Annotated in this window: 16 protein-coding genes; 3 read left to right on the forward strand and 13 right to left on the reverse strand. The window is 60.2% G+C overall.

Annotated features, from left to right (window positions below; translation table 11 throughout):
• Nucleotides 1–178 precede the first annotated feature (178 nt).
• The 8 genes from M0D64_RS38070 to M0D64_RS38105 all read right to left on the reverse strand — a co-directional run bounded on the left by M0D64_RS38070 (nt 179) and on the right by M0D64_RS38105 (nt 8,941).
• The gene (locus M0D64_RS38070; protein ID WP_266261455.1) at nt 179–1,444 is read right to left on the reverse strand and encodes a leucine-rich repeat domain-containing protein; all 1,266 of its coding nucleotides are present in this window, start codon (nt 1,442–1,444) and stop codon (nt 179–181) included.
• 307 nt (nt 1,445–1,751) lie between these two features.
• Nucleotides 1,752–2,384 carry a LysE family translocator gene (locus M0D64_RS38075; protein WP_266261456.1) on the reverse strand — a complete coding sequence of 211 codons (633 nt, stop codon included), beginning with the start codon at nt 2,382–2,384 and terminating at the stop codon, nt 1,752–1,754.
• Nucleotides 2,385–2,631: 247 nt separating this feature from the next.
• A complete protein-coding gene (locus M0D64_RS38080) occupies nt 2,632–3,984 on the reverse strand; it encodes an alpha/beta fold hydrolase (protein WP_266261457.1) in 1,353 nt (450 codons plus the stop codon).
• Between the two features lie 22 nt (nt 3,985–4,006).
• Nucleotides 4,007–4,939, reverse strand: a complete 933-nt coding sequence (locus M0D64_RS38085; protein ID WP_266261458.1) for an NAD(P)H-binding protein — start codon at nt 4,937–4,939, stop codon at nt 4,007–4,009.
• Nucleotides 4,940–5,045: 106 nt separating this feature from the next.
• A complete protein-coding gene (locus tag M0D64_RS38090; protein WP_266242842.1) occupies nt 5,046–6,083 on the reverse strand; it encodes an alpha/beta fold hydrolase in 1,038 nt (345 codons plus the stop codon).
• Between the two features lie 52 nt (nt 6,084–6,135).
• Nucleotides 6,136–7,128: a carbon-nitrogen hydrolase family protein gene (locus tag M0D64_RS38095; protein ID WP_266261459.1), complete on the reverse strand. Its 993-nt coding sequence runs from the start codon at nt 7,126–7,128 to the stop codon at nt 6,136–6,138.
• Nucleotides 7,129–7,203: 75 nt separating this feature from the next.
• On the reverse strand, nt 7,204–7,686 hold the full coding sequence (locus M0D64_RS38100; RefSeq protein ID WP_154558270.1) for a MarR family winged helix-turn-helix transcriptional regulator: 483 nt from the start codon (nt 7,684–7,686) through the stop codon (nt 7,204–7,206).
• A gap of 217 nt (nt 7,687–7,903) precedes the next feature.
• The gene (locus M0D64_RS38105; RefSeq protein WP_266261460.1) at nt 7,904–8,941 is read right to left on the reverse strand and encodes a GlxA family transcriptional regulator; all 1,038 of its coding nucleotides are present in this window, start codon (nt 8,939–8,941) and stop codon (nt 7,904–7,906) included.
• Nucleotides 8,942–9,046: 105 nt separating this feature from the next.
• Here M0D64_RS38105 and M0D64_RS38110 point away from each other — a divergent pair, with 105 nt between their 5' ends.
• From M0D64_RS38110 to M0D64_RS38120, 3 genes are all read left to right on the forward strand, one after another.
• Complete coding sequence (locus M0D64_RS38110; protein ID WP_266261461.1) at nt 9,047–9,583, forward strand: Tautomerase enzyme; 537 nt, start codon at nt 9,047–9,049, stop codon at nt 9,581–9,583.
• 13 nt (nt 9,584–9,596) lie between these two features.
• Nucleotides 9,597–10,070: a hypothetical protein gene (locus M0D64_RS38115; RefSeq protein ID WP_266261462.1), complete on the forward strand. Its 474-nt coding sequence runs from the start codon at nt 9,597–9,599 to the stop codon at nt 10,068–10,070.
• Nucleotides 10,071–10,154: 84 nt separating this feature from the next.
• Nucleotides 10,155–10,556, forward strand: a complete 402-nt coding sequence (locus tag M0D64_RS38120) for a hypothetical protein (RefSeq protein WP_266261463.1) — start codon at nt 10,155–10,157, stop codon at nt 10,554–10,556.
• Between the two features lie 167 nt (nt 10,557–10,723).
• Here the strand turns inward: M0D64_RS38120 and M0D64_RS38125 are convergent, their stop codons facing one another.
• The 5 genes from M0D64_RS38125 to M0D64_RS38145 all read right to left on the reverse strand — a co-directional run bounded on the left by M0D64_RS38125 (nt 10,724) and on the right by M0D64_RS38145 (nt 15,560).
• The gene (locus tag M0D64_RS38125) at nt 10,724–12,139 is read right to left on the reverse strand and encodes a CHASE2 domain-containing protein (RefSeq protein WP_266261464.1); all 1,416 of its coding nucleotides are present in this window, start codon (nt 12,137–12,139) and stop codon (nt 10,724–10,726) included.
• A 38-nt stretch (nt 12,140–12,177) separates the two neighbouring features.
• A complete protein-coding gene (locus M0D64_RS38130) occupies nt 12,178–12,792 on the reverse strand; it encodes an OmpA family protein (RefSeq protein WP_171925583.1) in 615 nt (204 codons plus the stop codon).
• A 14-nt stretch (nt 12,793–12,806) separates the two neighbouring features.
• A complete protein-coding gene (locus M0D64_RS38135) occupies nt 12,807–13,259 on the reverse strand; it encodes a FecR domain-containing protein (protein ID WP_154558307.1) in 453 nt (150 codons plus the stop codon).
• A gap of 296 nt (nt 13,260–13,555) precedes the next feature.
• Nucleotides 13,556–13,975, reverse strand: coding sequence for a cytochrome c (locus tag M0D64_RS38140; protein WP_266261465.1), 420 nt, complete (start codon nt 13,973–13,975; stop codon nt 13,556–13,558).
• A complete protein-coding gene (locus M0D64_RS38145; RefSeq protein WP_266261466.1) occupies nt 13,968–15,560 on the reverse strand; it encodes a flavin monoamine oxidase family protein in 1,593 nt (530 codons plus the stop codon). The genes M0D64_RS38140 and M0D64_RS38145 overlap by 8 nt, the downstream gene beginning before the upstream one ends.
• Nucleotides 15,561–15,759: the final 199 nt, after the last annotated feature.

Raw genomic sequence — 15,759 nt, forward strand, 5'->3', positions numbered from 1 at the left:
TGGGTAGGATGATGGGTAGGCCATGGCAGGGGTGTGGGGGATCCAAACCTGGCGGGGCTTTTATGTCGAATTGCGTCGACTCGAGCGCTGCAGTTGTCGCGTGCCGTCGGATAAGGACTATCAAAATCTGGGGCGCTGCTGTTTGACCCGGCGCACCTGTTGAAAAAATGTCGAATGATCACCACACGATTCGCGTTTTTGGAAGCGCCGCTTTGAGATCGTCGACGTTCCTGGCCTGGGTGCCATACAGAACGAGTTCTCGCAGACCAGTGAGCCCTTTCAGCGCGTCGACGTCTTCGACAGGGGTGTTCGCAAGGTAGAGTTCCTGCAGACCAGTCAAGCCTCGCAGTGGATCGATGTTTCGAACCCTGGTGCGAAAGAGATTGAGCATTCGCAGGCTTTTCAGGTCTGTCAGCGCCTCGATGTTCTCGACCCGGGTGTCGGCGAGATTGAGTCTTTGCAGACGGGTGAGCCCCTTCAATGAATCGATGTTCGTCACTTGCGTGCGAGCGAGCACCAGCGTGTCCATCTGGAGCATGCCCTGCGCCGCGTCGATATCATCGACCTTCGAGCCGTCCAGCACGAGCGTCCTGAGCGAGGACATTCCTTTTAGTGCGTCGATGTCTCGCAGCGGCGTGTTCGCTAGATAGAGCGCTTGCAGACTGCGGAGCTTTTTCAACTCACTGATGCTGTCGACCTGGGTTTCGTTGAGGTCGAGCGTCTGCAAGGAGGCGAGTTGGCTGAGCGCGTCGACGTTCCGGACGTTCCTCGCGCCCCCGAGTTTGAGCGTTTCCAGATGAGGCAAATCTTCGAGCGGATTGAGATCGCGAACCTGTGTATCCCGCAGGTCGAGTTCTCGCAGATCGCGCAGGTTCTTGAGCGCGTCGAGATTCGAGACGCGGGTATCCCAGAGGTTCAGCGATTGCAGACCGGTCAGCCCTTTTAGCGCGGCGATGTTTTCGACTTCGGTGCGATGGAGCACGAGCCTTTTCAGCGAGTGCATTTCCTTCAGGGCGTCGATGTTCCAGACGGGCGTGTCCGTCAGGTCAAGCGATTCCAGATCGTCCAGTTCCTTCAGCGAATCGACGTTATCGATCTGGGTGCCTCGCAGATTCAGTTCGATCTTGCGGTCGGAATTCTTTAGATGTGGCAAAGCGGCCGCGACCTGAGATGCCGTCATTGTCGGTTTCGCCCGGAACGCCAGGCATTCCGAGTCGGGCTTGGCTGTCGACGCGTCGCTGTCGTTGCAGGTGCCTTTGATGAATCCCAGTTCGCTCAGCGCCCGTTCATCCGGGCTCTTGTGGAACGGGTTGAAGAGCAGCAGCAAAACGCCGAGCAACAGCACGATTGCGCCGCCGATGGCCCAAGGCTTGATGATTCGCGGCAAGGACGGGTTCTGACCTTCAGCGGTTGAGTTCGTGGTTGACGGCGGGGTTTCGGGCACGGCGGGCTCCCGTAGTACAGGCTTCCTCCTTTATACACGAAGAGCGGGGCGCATTCCGCCCAGACAACGTCGCGCTACGCGCTACGCGTGAGAGCCAGCGACACGTTCTGCCAGCCTGGCGTCGCAGCTCGAATGAATGTGCACGTGCTTCTTGTCCGGGAACGCGTAGTTGTAGGCGGCTTCCTGATATTCCCGCCTCTATCGCCGTGAATGTCATGGCTTCACTACACGCGGATGCGTACTTTCGACCGAAATAGCAGGACTCCCCCGCGGTATGGCATTGGACAAGCGAAGGTACTGAAACTAGCTAGACACGCGACGCCAGAAGTCTGATGCCGGCAATCCCGAATACTACGGCCAGGCATCCTTCCAGGGCACGACGGGTCCGCACGTACAACCTGCGAGCCGAGTCCGTTGAAAACAGTATGGCGTAACCGCCGAACACCAGACATCCGATGGCCGCACAACCTGGAATTACAGCACTATGGGCTGATCCCGTGCTGTTCGACGATAGAGCAACAATTGAAACCCACACGAGGATGGCTTTCGGATTGGTGAGATGGAGCATTGCTCCGCGGGCGTAGACGCTCGTCAATGTCGGTGTTCGTTCCACGTTCAGTACGGATTCAGCCGCTGTCGCAAGCGCATTGCGTCCGGATTTGAAGGCTAGCCATAAGAGATATAGACCACCAAAAATCTTTACTGCAATGATGAATTGAGAATAGGCGATCAGGGCAGCCGAGACGCCTAGCGTTGCCACCGTCGCCCAAAACATCGACCCCGAGATGACACCGAGTGCGAACATCAACGCCGCTTTCCGGCCGTGACTGGCCGCGATGGACATAATTGCAAGGTTGCTCGGCCCGGGACTCGCGGTGCCAACGAAATACGCTGCATAGGCAAGCAGCAGGTTTGTCGAGAAATAGGCGTTTCCAGTCATGTTTTGGTTCCGGAAATGGAAAGTCGCCTAATTGTCGGGCTTTGCCGAAACGAGCGGGAGTGGCAATATTGCCATCTTTCGAGGAATATCGGACATACGCGCCAGGGTTCGTCGAAAATCCGTGTTTCGCAAGCGGACCCGGGGGCGAACCAAACGGCAGATCAATGCGAACAACATCGCATGGACCCGACTAGCGCGGTTACATCGAGGAGCGCTCCGACGCATGCGCGTCGGAGCGCTTCGCACTTTAGGCGCGCAAGGGCCTTAATCCCGCGCGCACTTCGTTCGCGAAGATCATCGGTTCTTCCCATGCCGCGAAGTGCCCGCCCGTTTCGGGTTTGTTGAAGTAAATCAGGTTGTGATAGGCCTTTTCGGTCCAGGTCTTCGGCGCCTGGTAGTTTTCTCCCGGAAAGGCGCTCACAGCGGCAGGCACGTTGACGTCGGCCGCGAGGAAGAAATTCGCGTGCGACTCCCAATAGAAGCGCGCCGCCGAGATGCCGGTGTTGGTCAGCCAGTAAAGCGTGACGTCGTCGAGTATGTCGTCTCGCGTCAGCGCGCCTGCTGAATGACCGTTGACGGGATGACCGAGCACGGCTGCGCTCAACGCCGCCGCGGGCTGGCCGTAGCCGTCGCCGTGGTCGAGTAGCCAGGAAGCCAGCGCGACGGGCGAGTCGGCGAGTCCGTACAGCGTCTGCGGGCGCGTGCCCATTTCGAAAGCGTAGCCGCGCTTCTTTTTGAAGTTGGCACTCAACTGCTCATACGCGTGCTTTTCCTCGTCCGATAAGCCGGCAGGCATCGCGTCGCCCGCGGCCAGCGACTTCAGAATCTCCGCCGGAACGGAGGCAGGGAAGTTCACATGAATGCCGATCAGTTCAGGCGGCGCCTGTTTGGCCATGATGTTCGTGACAATCCCGCCGAGATCGCCGCCCTGCGAAGCAAAGCGCTCATAGCCGAGGCGTTTCATCAATGTGACCCACGCGCGCGCGGTGCGCTCCGGTCCCCAGCCCGTTGTGGTAGGTCTCGCCGAAAAGCCGTAACCGGGCAATGATGGGATCACGAGATGAAAGGCATCCGAAGCCGGCGCGCCGTACGCAGTCGGATTGGCGAGCGGGTCGATGATCTTGAACTGTTCGATGATCGAGCCGGGCCAGCCGTGGGTCACGATCAACGGCATCGCGTTTTCGTGCTTCGACCGCACGTGGATGAAATGGATATCGAGTCCGTCAATCTCAGTGATGAACTGCGGATACGAATTCAGCCGCGCTTCGCATTTGCGCCAGTCGTAGCCGGTTGCCCAATATTGCGCGAGTCCCTGAATGGTGGCGAGCTGAATGCCCTGTGATTCGTCGGGCACCGTCTCGCGATCCGGCCAGCGCGTGGCCTTGATGCGGCGCCGCATGTCGACGAGCTGCGAGTCGGGGACGTGAACGCGGAATGGCCGGATCGCCGTCTTGTCGCCGTTCGCGGGTTCGGTGATCTTGCCGATTGCCGGGCTCGTTTCCGCGAAGGCGAGCCGGCTCAGCGAGCCTGCCGCGAGCGCCGCGGCCGCCATACCGACAAAGTGCCGGCGCGATGAGGATTGGGGCGTGTCTTTTGACATGGGATCGGTCTCCTGCCTTGGATCAGCGTGTTGCGTTGCGCGTGAAGTCTGCGATGTGCAGTCTCACGAAGTCATACATGCTCATGGGTTTGCGGCCCGTGAGTTCGAACAGGTCGTTCGTCATGCGGTCATACCGCCCCTGAACGTGCAGGTCGGCCATCACGGCCAGATGGTCGACGACGTGAGCGGGAATGCCGAGTTCGCGCAATTTGTCCGACCACGGCGCGACAGGCACGTTGCGGTAACGGATGGGCCGGCCGAGCGCGTCCGAAAAGACGCGCGCGGCGTGCTCGAGATCATTCGATTCGAGGCCCGTCAGGTTATAGATCCTGCCGATATGCGGCGCCGGGTCTTCGAGAATCACTGATACGGCATTTGCGACGTCAACGGCTGAAATGGGCGAAGTCTTGCTATTGCCGAGCGGCAGTGCGAGTTCGTCGTTGTCGCGCACGCCGGCTGCGCCAAGCGTCAGGAAGAAGCTCTCGAGAAACGCCGTCGGCCGTACCGTGACGACGGGCAGCCCCGACCACTGCAAGACCTGCTCGGCGAGCCAGTGCAGCTTGTGCTGGGGACTGTCGGTGGTCTCCGTGATGCTCATTTCCGTGACCGTCATCTGCGACATGTTCACGATGGCTTCGACGCCATGATGACGTGCTATCGCAGCAAAATTGGCGGTTGCTTCGAGATAGTCTGCAGAGACGGACATGCCGAAATAGATGCGCGAACACCCTTCGATCGCACGGTGCATCGAGGCGAGATCGGTCAGATCGCCGACCATGACTTCGGCGCCAAGGCGGCGCAACTCGTCCGCGCGTTCGTCTTCTTTGCGGACCAGCGCCCGCACTTTATAGCCCTTCGCGAGCAATGACGTTGTCACGTTGCGGCCAATGCCGCCAATTGCGCCTCCGGCACCCGTCACGAGAATAGGCCGATCATGGGCAGGTTTCGTTGTCATATCACATCCTTTCAAGGAAAAACTTCATTTCATTTATGTATGCATATACACACGTGTATATGAAAACGTGCGCGTGCATACGTCGATCAACGCGACGATCGGGTCATCATTCGCGGGCGCCTTGCAGAAAACCGAGCATTGTCTTCGTAACCAGCTCGGGCTGCTCCTCCTGGATAAAGTGCCCACTGTTTTCTACGTCGACGGCGCTCATATTGACCGCCTTTTCTCCGACGACCATTTTCATCCACTTGTATGCGGGACCGCCCATCACGAGAACGGGTATTTGTAGCTGTCCATAATCCTTGTTGTCGCTGACGTCCTGAGGGAAGGCCTGATACCACGCGTTGCCTGCGCGGATCGCGGCGGCGCTGTTATAGGCGTGCTCGTACACGGCGCGGTCGCGCGCGTCGACTGCTTTCTCATTCACAAGAAAGTAGTGGAAGAGCCAGTCCTGTTCAAGCCGGACGCGGCCTGCCAGCAGCTTCTCCGGCAAACCTCTGACCTGATTGAACGCGAACCACCACAGGTTCGGGCGCGCCGAACCCAGCCTGTCACCGTATCCGCCCTGGGCGGGTAGAAGCGGAAAAGTCTGCAGGCTATCGTCGGGATGCGGAAACTCCATCATCACCAGCTTGTCGGTGGCTTCCGGATAGTTCTCCGCGTAGGCGAACGCCACAGCCGAGCCGATGTCGTGTCCCGCGATCGCAACCTTGTCGTATCCAAGCGATTGCGTCAGTTCATGGATATCAGCGGCCATCGTTTTCTTGTCATAGCCGTCAACGGGTTTCGACGACGCACCCATGCCGCGCAGATCCACCACGATCACGGTGTAGTGCTCGGCGAGCGCCGGCATGATCTTGTGGAAGGTCCACCACGTTTCGGGCCAACCGGGCAGCAACACGAGCGGCTCGCCCTTGCCGCCGACCACATAATGCAGCCGTACGCCGTTCACGGTTGCATAGCCATTTCTGAATTCGGGCAGCGACTTCACCAGCGTCCCGTCCGAGACGTCAGTCTTTGCGGCCGCCTGCTTGCGCGAATGCGTTGCAACTGGCGTATCTGTTGCGGACGTCTGCGTGTAGCCTGGGGAAGCGGCCGCCATCAGCGCCGCAACGACGATACTCGCGCAGCCGGTCCTGATCATTGCTTTCAAAGCAAATTCTCCTTCGATAGAGGGGCAATTCGAAGTTCGCAGGTCATGCAGCCTGGGTGCGCAGATCGTCGGAACCCTGGTCGTTGACGATCATCGGGTGCGAAGCGCGTTCGTGAACATGCGCGGTCGGCGTACGGTCGATCATCAGACTCAGCAATTCGGGGCGGTTGTAGTGGCCGGCCGAGTCCATCAGCAGTTTCCGACGGTCGATTTGCGTGAAGTCGAGATCGACGATCACGTCGCCTTCACCCGAGCGAAGCGGCTCGGCCATCAGCATGCCGTCAGGAGAGACGATCGTGGTGAAGCAGCCGCCCGAGATCGGACCGATTCCGCAACCGGTGTCCTTCATGATTTGCGCCTGCTGGTCGGCATCCAGCCACGCCGTCGCGTTGACGACGAAAGCGCCGGACTCGAGCGCATGCTGGCGGATATTGATTTCCATCCGCTGGGCGAAGCCCTCACCAAAGGCCGAGCCCGGGTACATCGCTGAGTGGATCTGCTCGCCGTCGGCGATCATCGCGTAGCGGGCGAGCGGGTTGTTGTGCTCGAAGCATGCGAGCTGGCCGATGCGGCCGACTGCGCTGTCGACTGCGCGCAGGCCCGAGCCATCTCCCTGGCCCCAGATCATGCGTTCGAAATGCGTCGGCGTGATCTTGCGGCGGCGCTGGATTAGCGTGCCGTCCGCATCGAAGAGCAATTGTGTGTTGTACAGCGTGCCGCCGTCGCGCTCATTGACGCCAATGGACACGACCATGCCGGCCTTTCGCGCGGCTTCGCCGATCGCGTCGGTAGCAGCGGACGGCACAGTCACAGCCTGTTCGAGCAGGCGCAGATGTTCGGTGCCCGACAGAAGCTCGATGCCCGTCTGGACGGCCGCAAAGTAAGGGTAATAAGGCACGACCGTTTCGGGGAAGGTGGCGAACTGCACGCCCTTCTGGCCCAGTTCGTGGATCTTCTGCACGACCTTGGCGACGGTTGCTTCACGGCTATAGAGCACCGGGCTGAACTGGACGGCGGCGGCTTTGACGACTTTCATGACAAACTCCTTGACGAGGGGGGAGGGGTACCAGACGTTGGTCAATCTTGCATATGCAACATCGACCGAAAAATTTCAGACCATGCGCAGCGGCAATTTGCGCGCGATATTCATGAGTTCATGGGCGCAGCCTTCGCCGAGGAGGTGCGTCGCGTGGCTCTGTGCAGCCGACCAAGCGCTCGCGGCGGTTTTGAGCAGCGCCTTGCCTTCGTGCGTGAGCGAGAGAGGGCGGCTTCGACCATCGCTTGCCGGGACGCCCTCGGCGACCCAGCCCTGCGCGATCAGCGGCTGCAGATTCCTTGTCAGCGTCGAGCGCTCGTGATGATTCCGTCGGCCCAGATCTGAGCGGCTAATGGGCCCGAACTCCGCGATCAGCACGAGCAATGAGAACTGCGGCGCCACGATGCCGAACGGACGCAACGCATCGTCATAAACGGAGGTCAAGACGCGGGAGATCTGCCGGGCGCGCGTCAGCAGACAATTGCGCGCGATCTGGCTGCTCAGCGGTTCATCCGCGGTGCGGTCCAGTTCAACGGTTCCGTTCGACTCGTGTTGCATATGCACTACCTCGGTAAGCCCAGTTTTTTGCGGTGCGGTGTTTTGCTCGCGATGGGCGTATTTGAGCGGATGAACGTATCCCGCTTGTGTCCGAAAGTCGCTTGTGTGTAAGCGTGCGTATCCCTATCTGGTGTAGATACGTTGCGATACAAAAGGGCAGTGCGGGGAAAGAGGGAGGGAAATGACGAGGGCTGCGGCGTGATGATCTCGCGAGGCCTCAGCTGCCGTTGCGGCCTGACTCGGTTTCTATATTCTCCGCCGCGGCACGCGAGAACCGCATTTGATATTCACTCGGCGACAACCCGGTCTTGCGCTTGAACAATTGCCGAAATGTGCTGATATCGCCATAACCGACCCGCTGACTCACCGCCTCAAGCCCAATTGGCCGCGTTTCCAGCAACCTTTTCGCGACCTCGATGCGCAGATTCTGCAGATACGTCAACGGTGCGAGCCCGACGGCTTCCTTGAAACGGCGATTGAGCGTGCGTTCGCTGACAGCAAGCGACGCCGCCAGATCGCTCAACCGGAATCCCTGCTGCAACGTAGCCTCCATCTGCTGTTGGGCGCGCGCGACGAGCGTGTCGGTATGCCCATGTTCGTCGAGAAGCGTTGCAAAGGAAGCCTGCGACGTCCGGTTCATGTCGATCAACAGCGCCTTCGCGGTCATCGTGGCGAGTTCTTCGCCGGCGAATGTTTCGACGAGCCGCACCGCGAGATTCAGATACGACGTCACGGAACCGCCCGAGATGATGCCGTCTTGCGCGATCAGCAGTTCCTGTGCGCGAACTTCGACACGCGGATAGCGGCGCGCGAAGTCCGCGGCTCTCGCCCAGTGCGTCGTTGCGGCGCGGCCATCCAGCAGGCCCGCCTCGGCGAGCAGGTAGTTGGCCGTGCAATAAGCCGCCAGCACGGCACCTGCCTTGCGTTGACGCCGCAGTGCGGAAGACAGCGCGTTCAACTGCTCGCGGCGCCCGATGAACTCGTCGATGTTCGAGAAAAACGGTGCCGTCAGCAGAACGGCGTCCGCCCGTTTGCGCGGGTCGATCTTGCCGTCGACGTGAATGGTCTGGCCCGACGCAGCCGTGACGGGTTGCCCGTCGAGAGATTCCACGCGCCATGCAAACACGGGCGCGGATGTCGTGCCCGGTGCAGCCTTGCGCGCATGGAACTGATTGGCCGCGCTGAAGACGTCAACAGGGCCCGCGACGCCGGACGCGAGGATTCCGTCATAGACCCAGATGCGGACGATGGCCATTGCGTGTCTGAAATTCCCTGAATAATGGCGATGCTGCCACTTTCGGCCGCACGAGTAAACCCCGATCATGGCCACATCCAATGACCTGAAAGCAGGAGCAGCACCATGCCAATGATCGATGCACTGTGGCCCGAAGACGCCTTGACGCCCGAGGCCGAAGCGCGCCTCGTCAAGGAACTGACCGACATCCTCATCAAGGCGGAAGCGTACGATCCCGCCAATCCGATCGCACAGCGTGTCACCGTGTTCCATCTTCATCGGCCTGCTGCGATCTACATCGGCGGCGAACGCACGAACACGATACGCTACCGGATCATTCCGTCTGCACCCGAAGGGCAATACACCGACGAATCGCGTCGCTCGCTCGTCAGAAACGTCACGGAAGCGGTGGCGCGCGCGGAGAACCGGCCGTTCGATGACGTCGCGCCGCGCGTCTGGGTCTTCCCGACCGAGATTCCGGATGGCGCCTGGGGCACACGCGGCGCGATCTGGATGCTGCCCGATATTCATGCGCTCCTGGCGGGCGAGTCTGAGCGCGGCGCGGGCGTTGGACGCCTCGCGCGACGCCGCCTCGAAAAGGCGCGCGTCACGCTCGAAGCAACGCTCGATGCCGCTAGCGCAGGCATGACGAGCAAACCGTAACTGGAGCCCCAGCATGAAATTCAACGACACAGCCCCCGTGCTGGCGCCCGCAGGCGGTCCGCCGCTCTGGCTGGCGAGGCTCGCCGAAAGCGCGACGCTCGAAGCCACCGTCCTGAAGCGTCCGATCGAGGGACGAGCCGATATTCTCTCCGTGATCAAACACGCGATTTCGCTCTACGAATTCCAGCATCACAGCTACAAGGGCGAGATCGGCAACGGTTTGTACATGGAATCCTATCGGTCGCAGATCGAGGGCGTGCCGATCGAAACGGTGGTCGTCGCGCATCTGAACGAACAGGGCGAGACGGATTCCGTGGTCATCAATCATCGCCCGCTCAACGCAGCGCTGCTGTTTTCGAAACGGATGTGGGAACGCGTCGATGAGCGCTTCCGCGATTGCTATCTGACGGGACCAGAAGCCGCAGCGCTGGATACGGCATCGGGTGTGGCCTCGCGCCAGCCTCCTTGTATTGAAGAGTTGCCGTAACTTTCACATGCGTGGGCTTGCTGCCGCCGCCGATCTTGCCCAACTGGCCGGAATCTCCGCCGACATGTCGGTGCTGGACGTTGCATGAAACGCTTTCTTCTTAATTTGACAACAGCCTCTGTGCTGGCAGCTTCTGCTGGAGTTTCCATGGCGCAAACCACTCCGATGCCAACCACGCCAACCACGAAGATATTGGCAATTGGCACCTTTCCACCGGGCACGGACATGCAACTTGTCCAACGCATTCTTCCGACCGAAGTTCGCGATACGGCGCAACTCTACCTCGAGGGCAAGATTGATCAGTGGTATTCACTGCAGGACCGGGCTGGGGTGGCGTTCATCCTGAACGTTACGGGCGTCAGTCAAGCGCATGAAATGCTTGAGGCACTTCCCTTGGGGAAAGCGCACTTAATGACATTCTCGCTGCTCCCAATCGGCCCACTGAAGCCGTTGAGTAAGCTTTTGAATCCGCCGTCTCCCCAGTAGAAAGCGCTAGAGCGTACTGGGTTTGCGTTTCAACTGACTCGTCGAATACTCAGCGGACGTCCGTTCTGCACTCGATTGCGGACGGTTCTCGTGCGAAAGACGAGGGGCCGATCCGGGTCGATGAGTGTGAGTTTGCCGATGCAGGAAGCTGCCTTCCGCCATGACACTCATGGTTGTTCATCGAGGCGGAGTAACGCGGGTGACAGGAAGCAGCCCATGACCGCGGACAGGATAATGAAAATCGAGGCCGCATCGACGAGCAGTCCGAAGCGCACGAAAATAAAGAAGCAGCACAGAAGATTCAGAAGATGCAGGCCTATACCCAGAGCGGCGACGCCCTTGGGTACGGCTCTGATGAGCGCCGCGAACCGGGATCGGGGGCGAGGCACATACCAGATGATCAGCAGCCCGAACGTCATGATGAAGGCGCATTCTGCCCATTTCAGCCAGGTGGGGCGGCGCAGAAACCGTCCCTCGACAATCGTCTCGATGACCTGCGCCTGAATCTCGATACCCGGCACCAGTTCCCCCAGCGCCGTCGTGCGCATGTCAGTCACGCCGGCACCGGTCAGTCCGACCAGCACCAGTTTGTCCCGGATCCGTTCCGGATCGACTAATCCCTGCATGACGTCGCGTGCCGACACGTAGCGGCTCAGCGTCGACCGAATAGAAGCGAAATGCAACCAGATATCCCCTCCGGGCTGCGTGGGCACCAGCACATCGGCGACCCCCACCGCTTCTACGCCCGATGTATCCGCAAAGACGTCAATCGCCGATGAATCCGTGGCGAGGCGGAGCATTTCCATCGGCAGACCGGGGACTAGTTTCTCCCTCAACCCCGTGACGAGCGGAATATGCCGGACTACGCCTTGTTCGAGCGCTACGCTCAGCATCGCCTGTCCGTGGGCCGCAGCCTGCAGTTCCGGCAGGCTGCCGAGAACATAATTGAAACGCTGCACGTAGCCCAGCGGGTCGGTGCCATGAACGCGGATCGGCGCGCTTCGCAGATCGGTGCGGGTGCCGAAGGCAGCATGATCGAGCGCCGCGGCACCCAGTATGGTCGGCGCTGCGCGCAACGATCTCGCGAGAATGGCTTCGTGACTGGGCAGGGTCCGCAAGCCGGCGGCCAGCGCCGCAGCCGTTTCTGGCAGATTGCCAGCCACCTTGTCGGGAGAGGTCTGATCCGGCTCAGGCATGTAAATGTCGAGACCGATAGCCAGCGGTTTCAGTGCCGCGATGGCATCGATCAGGCTCGCGAGTCGATTTCGCGGCCAGGGCCATTGACCGACGGTTGCGAGCGTCTCCTCATCAATCTCGACAATGGTCACCGGCTGAGCCGTCGGAATCCGTGGGTAGTGACGTTGATACTGATCGAACAGAATTTGCCGGGCTGTTTTAAAGGAGTCGGGAAGCGTCTCATCGAGCGTGTCTACGAAAGCTGGACGTGCTATGTCGCTCGGCCATTCGCTGCACAGGTTGAGCAGGCTCAGGCCGAACAACACCACCAGTGCCACCGGACGCCCCTGGGCGACCTTCAGCAGATTCCTGATCCGGGCATGCCATGGGTCGAAATAGCGTTTCATCGGCGGAAAGGCCATTCAGCGCCGATGACTGGCGCGGATCATTGGATTGTGATGACTGCGCGCCGGTTCATGCGATTGGGAACACCATCTGCCGTGGGCACCAGTGGCTCACGCTTGCCCCGGGCCGCGGTCTCTATTTGCCGGGCAGGGATGCCTTGCTTGATCAGGAACGCTGCAACCGTCTTCGCCCGCTGCATGGAAAGTTGGTCATTGAATTCCTGAGAGCCCGCCAGATCAGTATGACCGACCACCACGAGCTGCGGCGCGGGCCACGTCGCCAGGACGGCTTTTAGCTGTTTAACCGTGGCCGACGACTCAGGGGCCAATTCGGTGGCGGAATCAAAGAGAAAAAAGATCGTGAATGCCATGGGGCGAGGCGGCCGGGCCGCAAGTAGCTCGCCATATCGTGTCTCCACAGTGGATTGGCTATCCATCGTTTTTTCGATGGCGCCGCCCTTGGTGACGTCGACCCCGGCGTAGGCCTTGTCTATTTTCTGCTCTCCTGTGGCGCTGTGGACAATGACCGCTCCGACTTTGCCATCGGGATCCGGCAATAGAATAATTTTGTCCGGCGTGCTGCAGCCGGCGAAGAACGGCAGCAGGATGCATGCCGCGGCAAAGGCTAGCCCGTGATGTCGAGTTGCAGCCTTCAACGTGCCTCTCCCTTTTATTTATCGCCGACTTCGATGATGAATTCGGTGCCGCGCACGCCCAGCGTGGTAGTCGGCGTGCTGAAGCGGACCGCATCCGGATTCGCCTTCGCCAACTTCCCGGAAATCACAGCCAGGGAACCGCGTTTGATGGAGGCGTCGAGCACTCCGTCATGGGTCGTGGTGTTGAACGCGAATTTGTTGAGCTCGAGGATGGTATTGGCGCCGGCAGAGAGTTGGGTGGCGTCCCGCAGCGTGATACCGACGGAAGATTCCGGGCCCGTCACTATGCGATCGCTGCCGTAAACCTCGCTGCCGATGGCCGCACCCGAACTCCCTCCAGCCCGTTCGATCTGCACCGTGCCCTTAAGGGTCTTCACGACGCCGGCAGCATCGGCGGCAAGTACATTCGCGACAGCCATGCACCCGCAGGCAAGAATCAAGGCATATTTGATGGCTCGAAGACGCATCGGTGGCACCTGATTGCGTGAAGTTGCTTTCCGCGGTGTAGCGCGGGGCCCCGATGTCGACCTGGTGTCGTGAGCGATCATTCCCCCATTGCTCGTAGAACTGGGGCTTGTGAAGGACATGCAGAAATACGGCTCTCGGATGTCCGGTGGAGATCTGTGTGCTGCACCGAACAGAGTATGGGTTCGATTTAGATGACTCTGTGCGCTTCCGCGCATATCGTCAGACACTTTTTTGGCAGCCGGCTGGAGGATGGCGCAGGAAAGAGGCTGCGCATCGACAGCCATGCCACGTGAACTCAGCGCAGACTTCTAACCTGGCTCGGCGTGACATCTCCGGTAAATCGATTGCCGAAATGGGTTCTCGTGTAGTTGACGACAGCAGCGACCTGATCGTCATCCATTTCGTCGCCAAAGGATGGCATCGCCTTTCGGCCGTGCAGTACGTTGAGGATGACGTAGGGTGCTGCTTCGACTGCCGGGTTGTCAGCAAGCGCCGGGTAGTGACCCGCGCCCTGGGCGCCTTTTCCATCCGGCATATGGCATCCCGCGCAGGTAGCGTTGTAAAGCGCTTCACCGTTTTCTTCGGTGAAGCGGTAGTCCGGCGAAATCGTGAAGGTACGTGGTGCGTCCTGTGCCACGGCCGGAGCCGACACCGTCGCGGCTCCCATCAGCAAGGAAATCAGCATCGCGTTGAGGATCAGCGTCGGGCTATCCATTGACGATTCTCCGATGCAACCGGGTGATCGCATCCAGCGACGACAGCACGGCGCCTTCCTGCCATGCCGGGATATGGGAAGCGTGCTCTCCGGCGAGGACGATCCGTCCGTCGATCTGACAGAGATTCGCGTAATGCGCTTCTCTCAACGCATCAGTCCATGCGGCGAAGCAGCCATTCGTGAACGGCGATCGGCTCCAGCTCATCGCGAAGCCGTTCTGGTACTCGCGCGCGTACTGCGGATGAATCTGGCTGCCCTGGCTCAATGCCACCGCGATCCGTTCCGCAGGGGGCAGTGCACCCATCTCATAGCTGGCGGGCCCCCACATGTAGGCGCCGAGCAGCACCGCAGGACCGGTCGATCCGTAACCTGTTGCCGGATAGCCGATCGTCGAGATCGGCAGGTCAGTATGCGTGATGCCGCCGTAGATCTGCTCGTCTTCTTCCCAGAATCGCCGGCCGAATTGCAACCCGATTTTCACCGATGTCTCGTAGGGCACCGCATCGATCGCGGCGCGCATGGCCGGGCCGACCGCAGTGTCGATCTGACTCAGAATCGAGAGCGGGATGGTGCACACCAGCCAATCCGCGCGCGCGTTCCGTTCGGTCCGGGTGGTCGTGTCGGTATAGCGCACGGTGACGCCGTGCTCGTCCTGCAAGATGGCCGTGACTCTTGCGTTGAACACTACAGCGCTCGCGACCTGCGAATAAAGCGCATGGGCAATCCTGTCCATGCCGCCGACGGGCTGGAAAATGGCACTCTGGTAGTCCAGCTCGTTTCCAGACGAGAGCCATTGCCACAAACGCGATGCAAGCAAGGGGTCGCGTGGGAGCAGATTCGACGGCACCGCGTCGGGCATCAGCCCGCCGCCATCCGCGGTCGCGAATCCGCGGCGTTCACTGCTTCGCCGGCCCGCCTGGTAGCTCCCATCCCGACCGAGCGCACCCCATTGGCGCAGGGATTCGAGTAGCAGATGCGCATCTTCGACTGACAACGCATCATCGAGCGCGTCCTTGCGGATTGCTTTGGAAAGCAGCTCGGCGATATAGCCTTGATAGTCGGTCTGCACCGCCCGGAATCGTTGCGGCTTGCCATCGAAAGCCTCCGCCGAATGCAGGTATGCGTTGTAATTGACCTGGATGAACGGCTCGAGCGACACCTTCAGACGTTTTGCATAATCGAGTACGCCCTGGTGGTGATACGGAATGCGCCACGGCCCTGGGTTCAGATAAAGCCCGTCGGCGAAATCGCAGGACTGGGTGGCACCGCCGAGTTCGGTATAACGATCACCGCCCCTGACAGTCCAGGCCCGACCACCTGCGCGGTTGTTGTATTCGAGCACCTGCACGTGGTAGCCCGCGTTCCTCAACTCAAAGGCCGCGACGAGGCCAGCCATGCCCGCACCGAGCACGAGAATTCGCGTTCCTTTGGGTGCGCCGTCGAGTCTGATCGGTCCGGCGTAGGTCGAGGTAGCAGCGAACCCAAGCGTGCCCATGCCTTGCATCATGGCGGCCGCGCCGAGGTTCTTGCCGATCAGCGTCAGCAGGTGCCGGCGGCTCATCGCATTGGCGGTCATTCTCGACATAAGGAGGTGGTGCCCCGACTGGAGAGAAACGATGGCGAACGAAATCGGATGGCATCCCAGATTGCAAAGGCCCGAGTCATCTGGATTTGTATGCCTGGGGATTGCGTTTGGGCGTATTGCAACGGACTAGTTCATTTTATGCGAGTCCCCTTCTATGAGCAGGAAGTTGTCAAGGCCTTTCGCGAACTCCCCGTTTTGT

Source organism: Paraburkholderia sp. WS6, from assembly GCF_030464835.1.
GTDB lineage: Bacteria > Pseudomonadota > Gammaproteobacteria > Burkholderiales > Burkholderiaceae > Paraburkholderia > Paraburkholderia madseniana.

Coding starts and splice junctions, on each gene's coding strand:
- M0D64_RS38075 (WP_266261456.1), bottom strand. CDS start 2,384: ATGACTGGAAACGCCTATTTCTCGACAAACCTGCTGCTTGCCTATGCA.
- M0D64_RS38080 (WP_266261457.1), bottom strand. CDS start 3,984: ATGTCAAAAGACACGCCCCAATCCTCATCGCGCCGGCACTTTGTCGGT.
- M0D64_RS38085 (WP_266261458.1), bottom strand. CDS start 4,939: ATGACAACGAAACCTGCCCATGATCGGCCTATTCTCGTGACGGGTGCC.
- M0D64_RS38090 (WP_266242842.1), bottom strand. CDS start 6,083: ATGATCAGGACCGGCTGCGCGAGTATCGTCGTTGCGGCGCTGATGGCG.
- M0D64_RS38095 (WP_266261459.1), bottom strand. CDS start 7,128: ATGAAAGTCGTCAAAGCCGCCGCCGTCCAGTTCAGCCCGGTGCTCTAT.
- M0D64_RS38100 (WP_154558270.1), bottom strand. CDS start 7,686: ATGCAACACGAGTCGAACGGAACCGTTGAACTGGACCGCACCGCGGAT.
- M0D64_RS38105 (WP_266261460.1), bottom strand. CDS start 8,941: ATGGCCATCGTCCGCATCTGGGTCTATGACGGAATCCTCGCGTCCGGC.
- M0D64_RS38110 (WP_266261461.1), top strand. CDS start 9,047: ATGCCAATGATCGATGCACTGTGGCCCGAAGACGCCTTGACGCCCGAG.
- M0D64_RS38115 (WP_266261462.1), top strand. CDS start 9,597: ATGAAATTCAACGACACAGCCCCCGTGCTGGCGCCCGCAGGCGGTCCG.
- M0D64_RS38120 (WP_266261463.1), top strand. CDS start 10,155: ATGAAACGCTTTCTTCTTAATTTGACAACAGCCTCTGTGCTGGCAGCT.
- M0D64_RS38125 (WP_266261464.1), bottom strand. CDS start 12,139: ATGAAACGCTATTTCGACCCATGGCATGCCCGGATCAGGAATCTGCTG.
- M0D64_RS38135 (WP_154558307.1), bottom strand. CDS start 13,259: ATGCGTCTTCGAGCCATCAAATATGCCTTGATTCTTGCCTGCGGGTGC.
- M0D64_RS38140 (WP_266261465.1), bottom strand. CDS start 13,975: ATGGATAGCCCGACGCTGATCCTCAACGCGATGCTGATTTCCTTGCTG.
- M0D64_RS38145 (WP_266261466.1), bottom strand. CDS start 15,560: ATGTCGAGAATGACCGCCAATGCGATGAGCCGCCGGCACCTGCTGACG.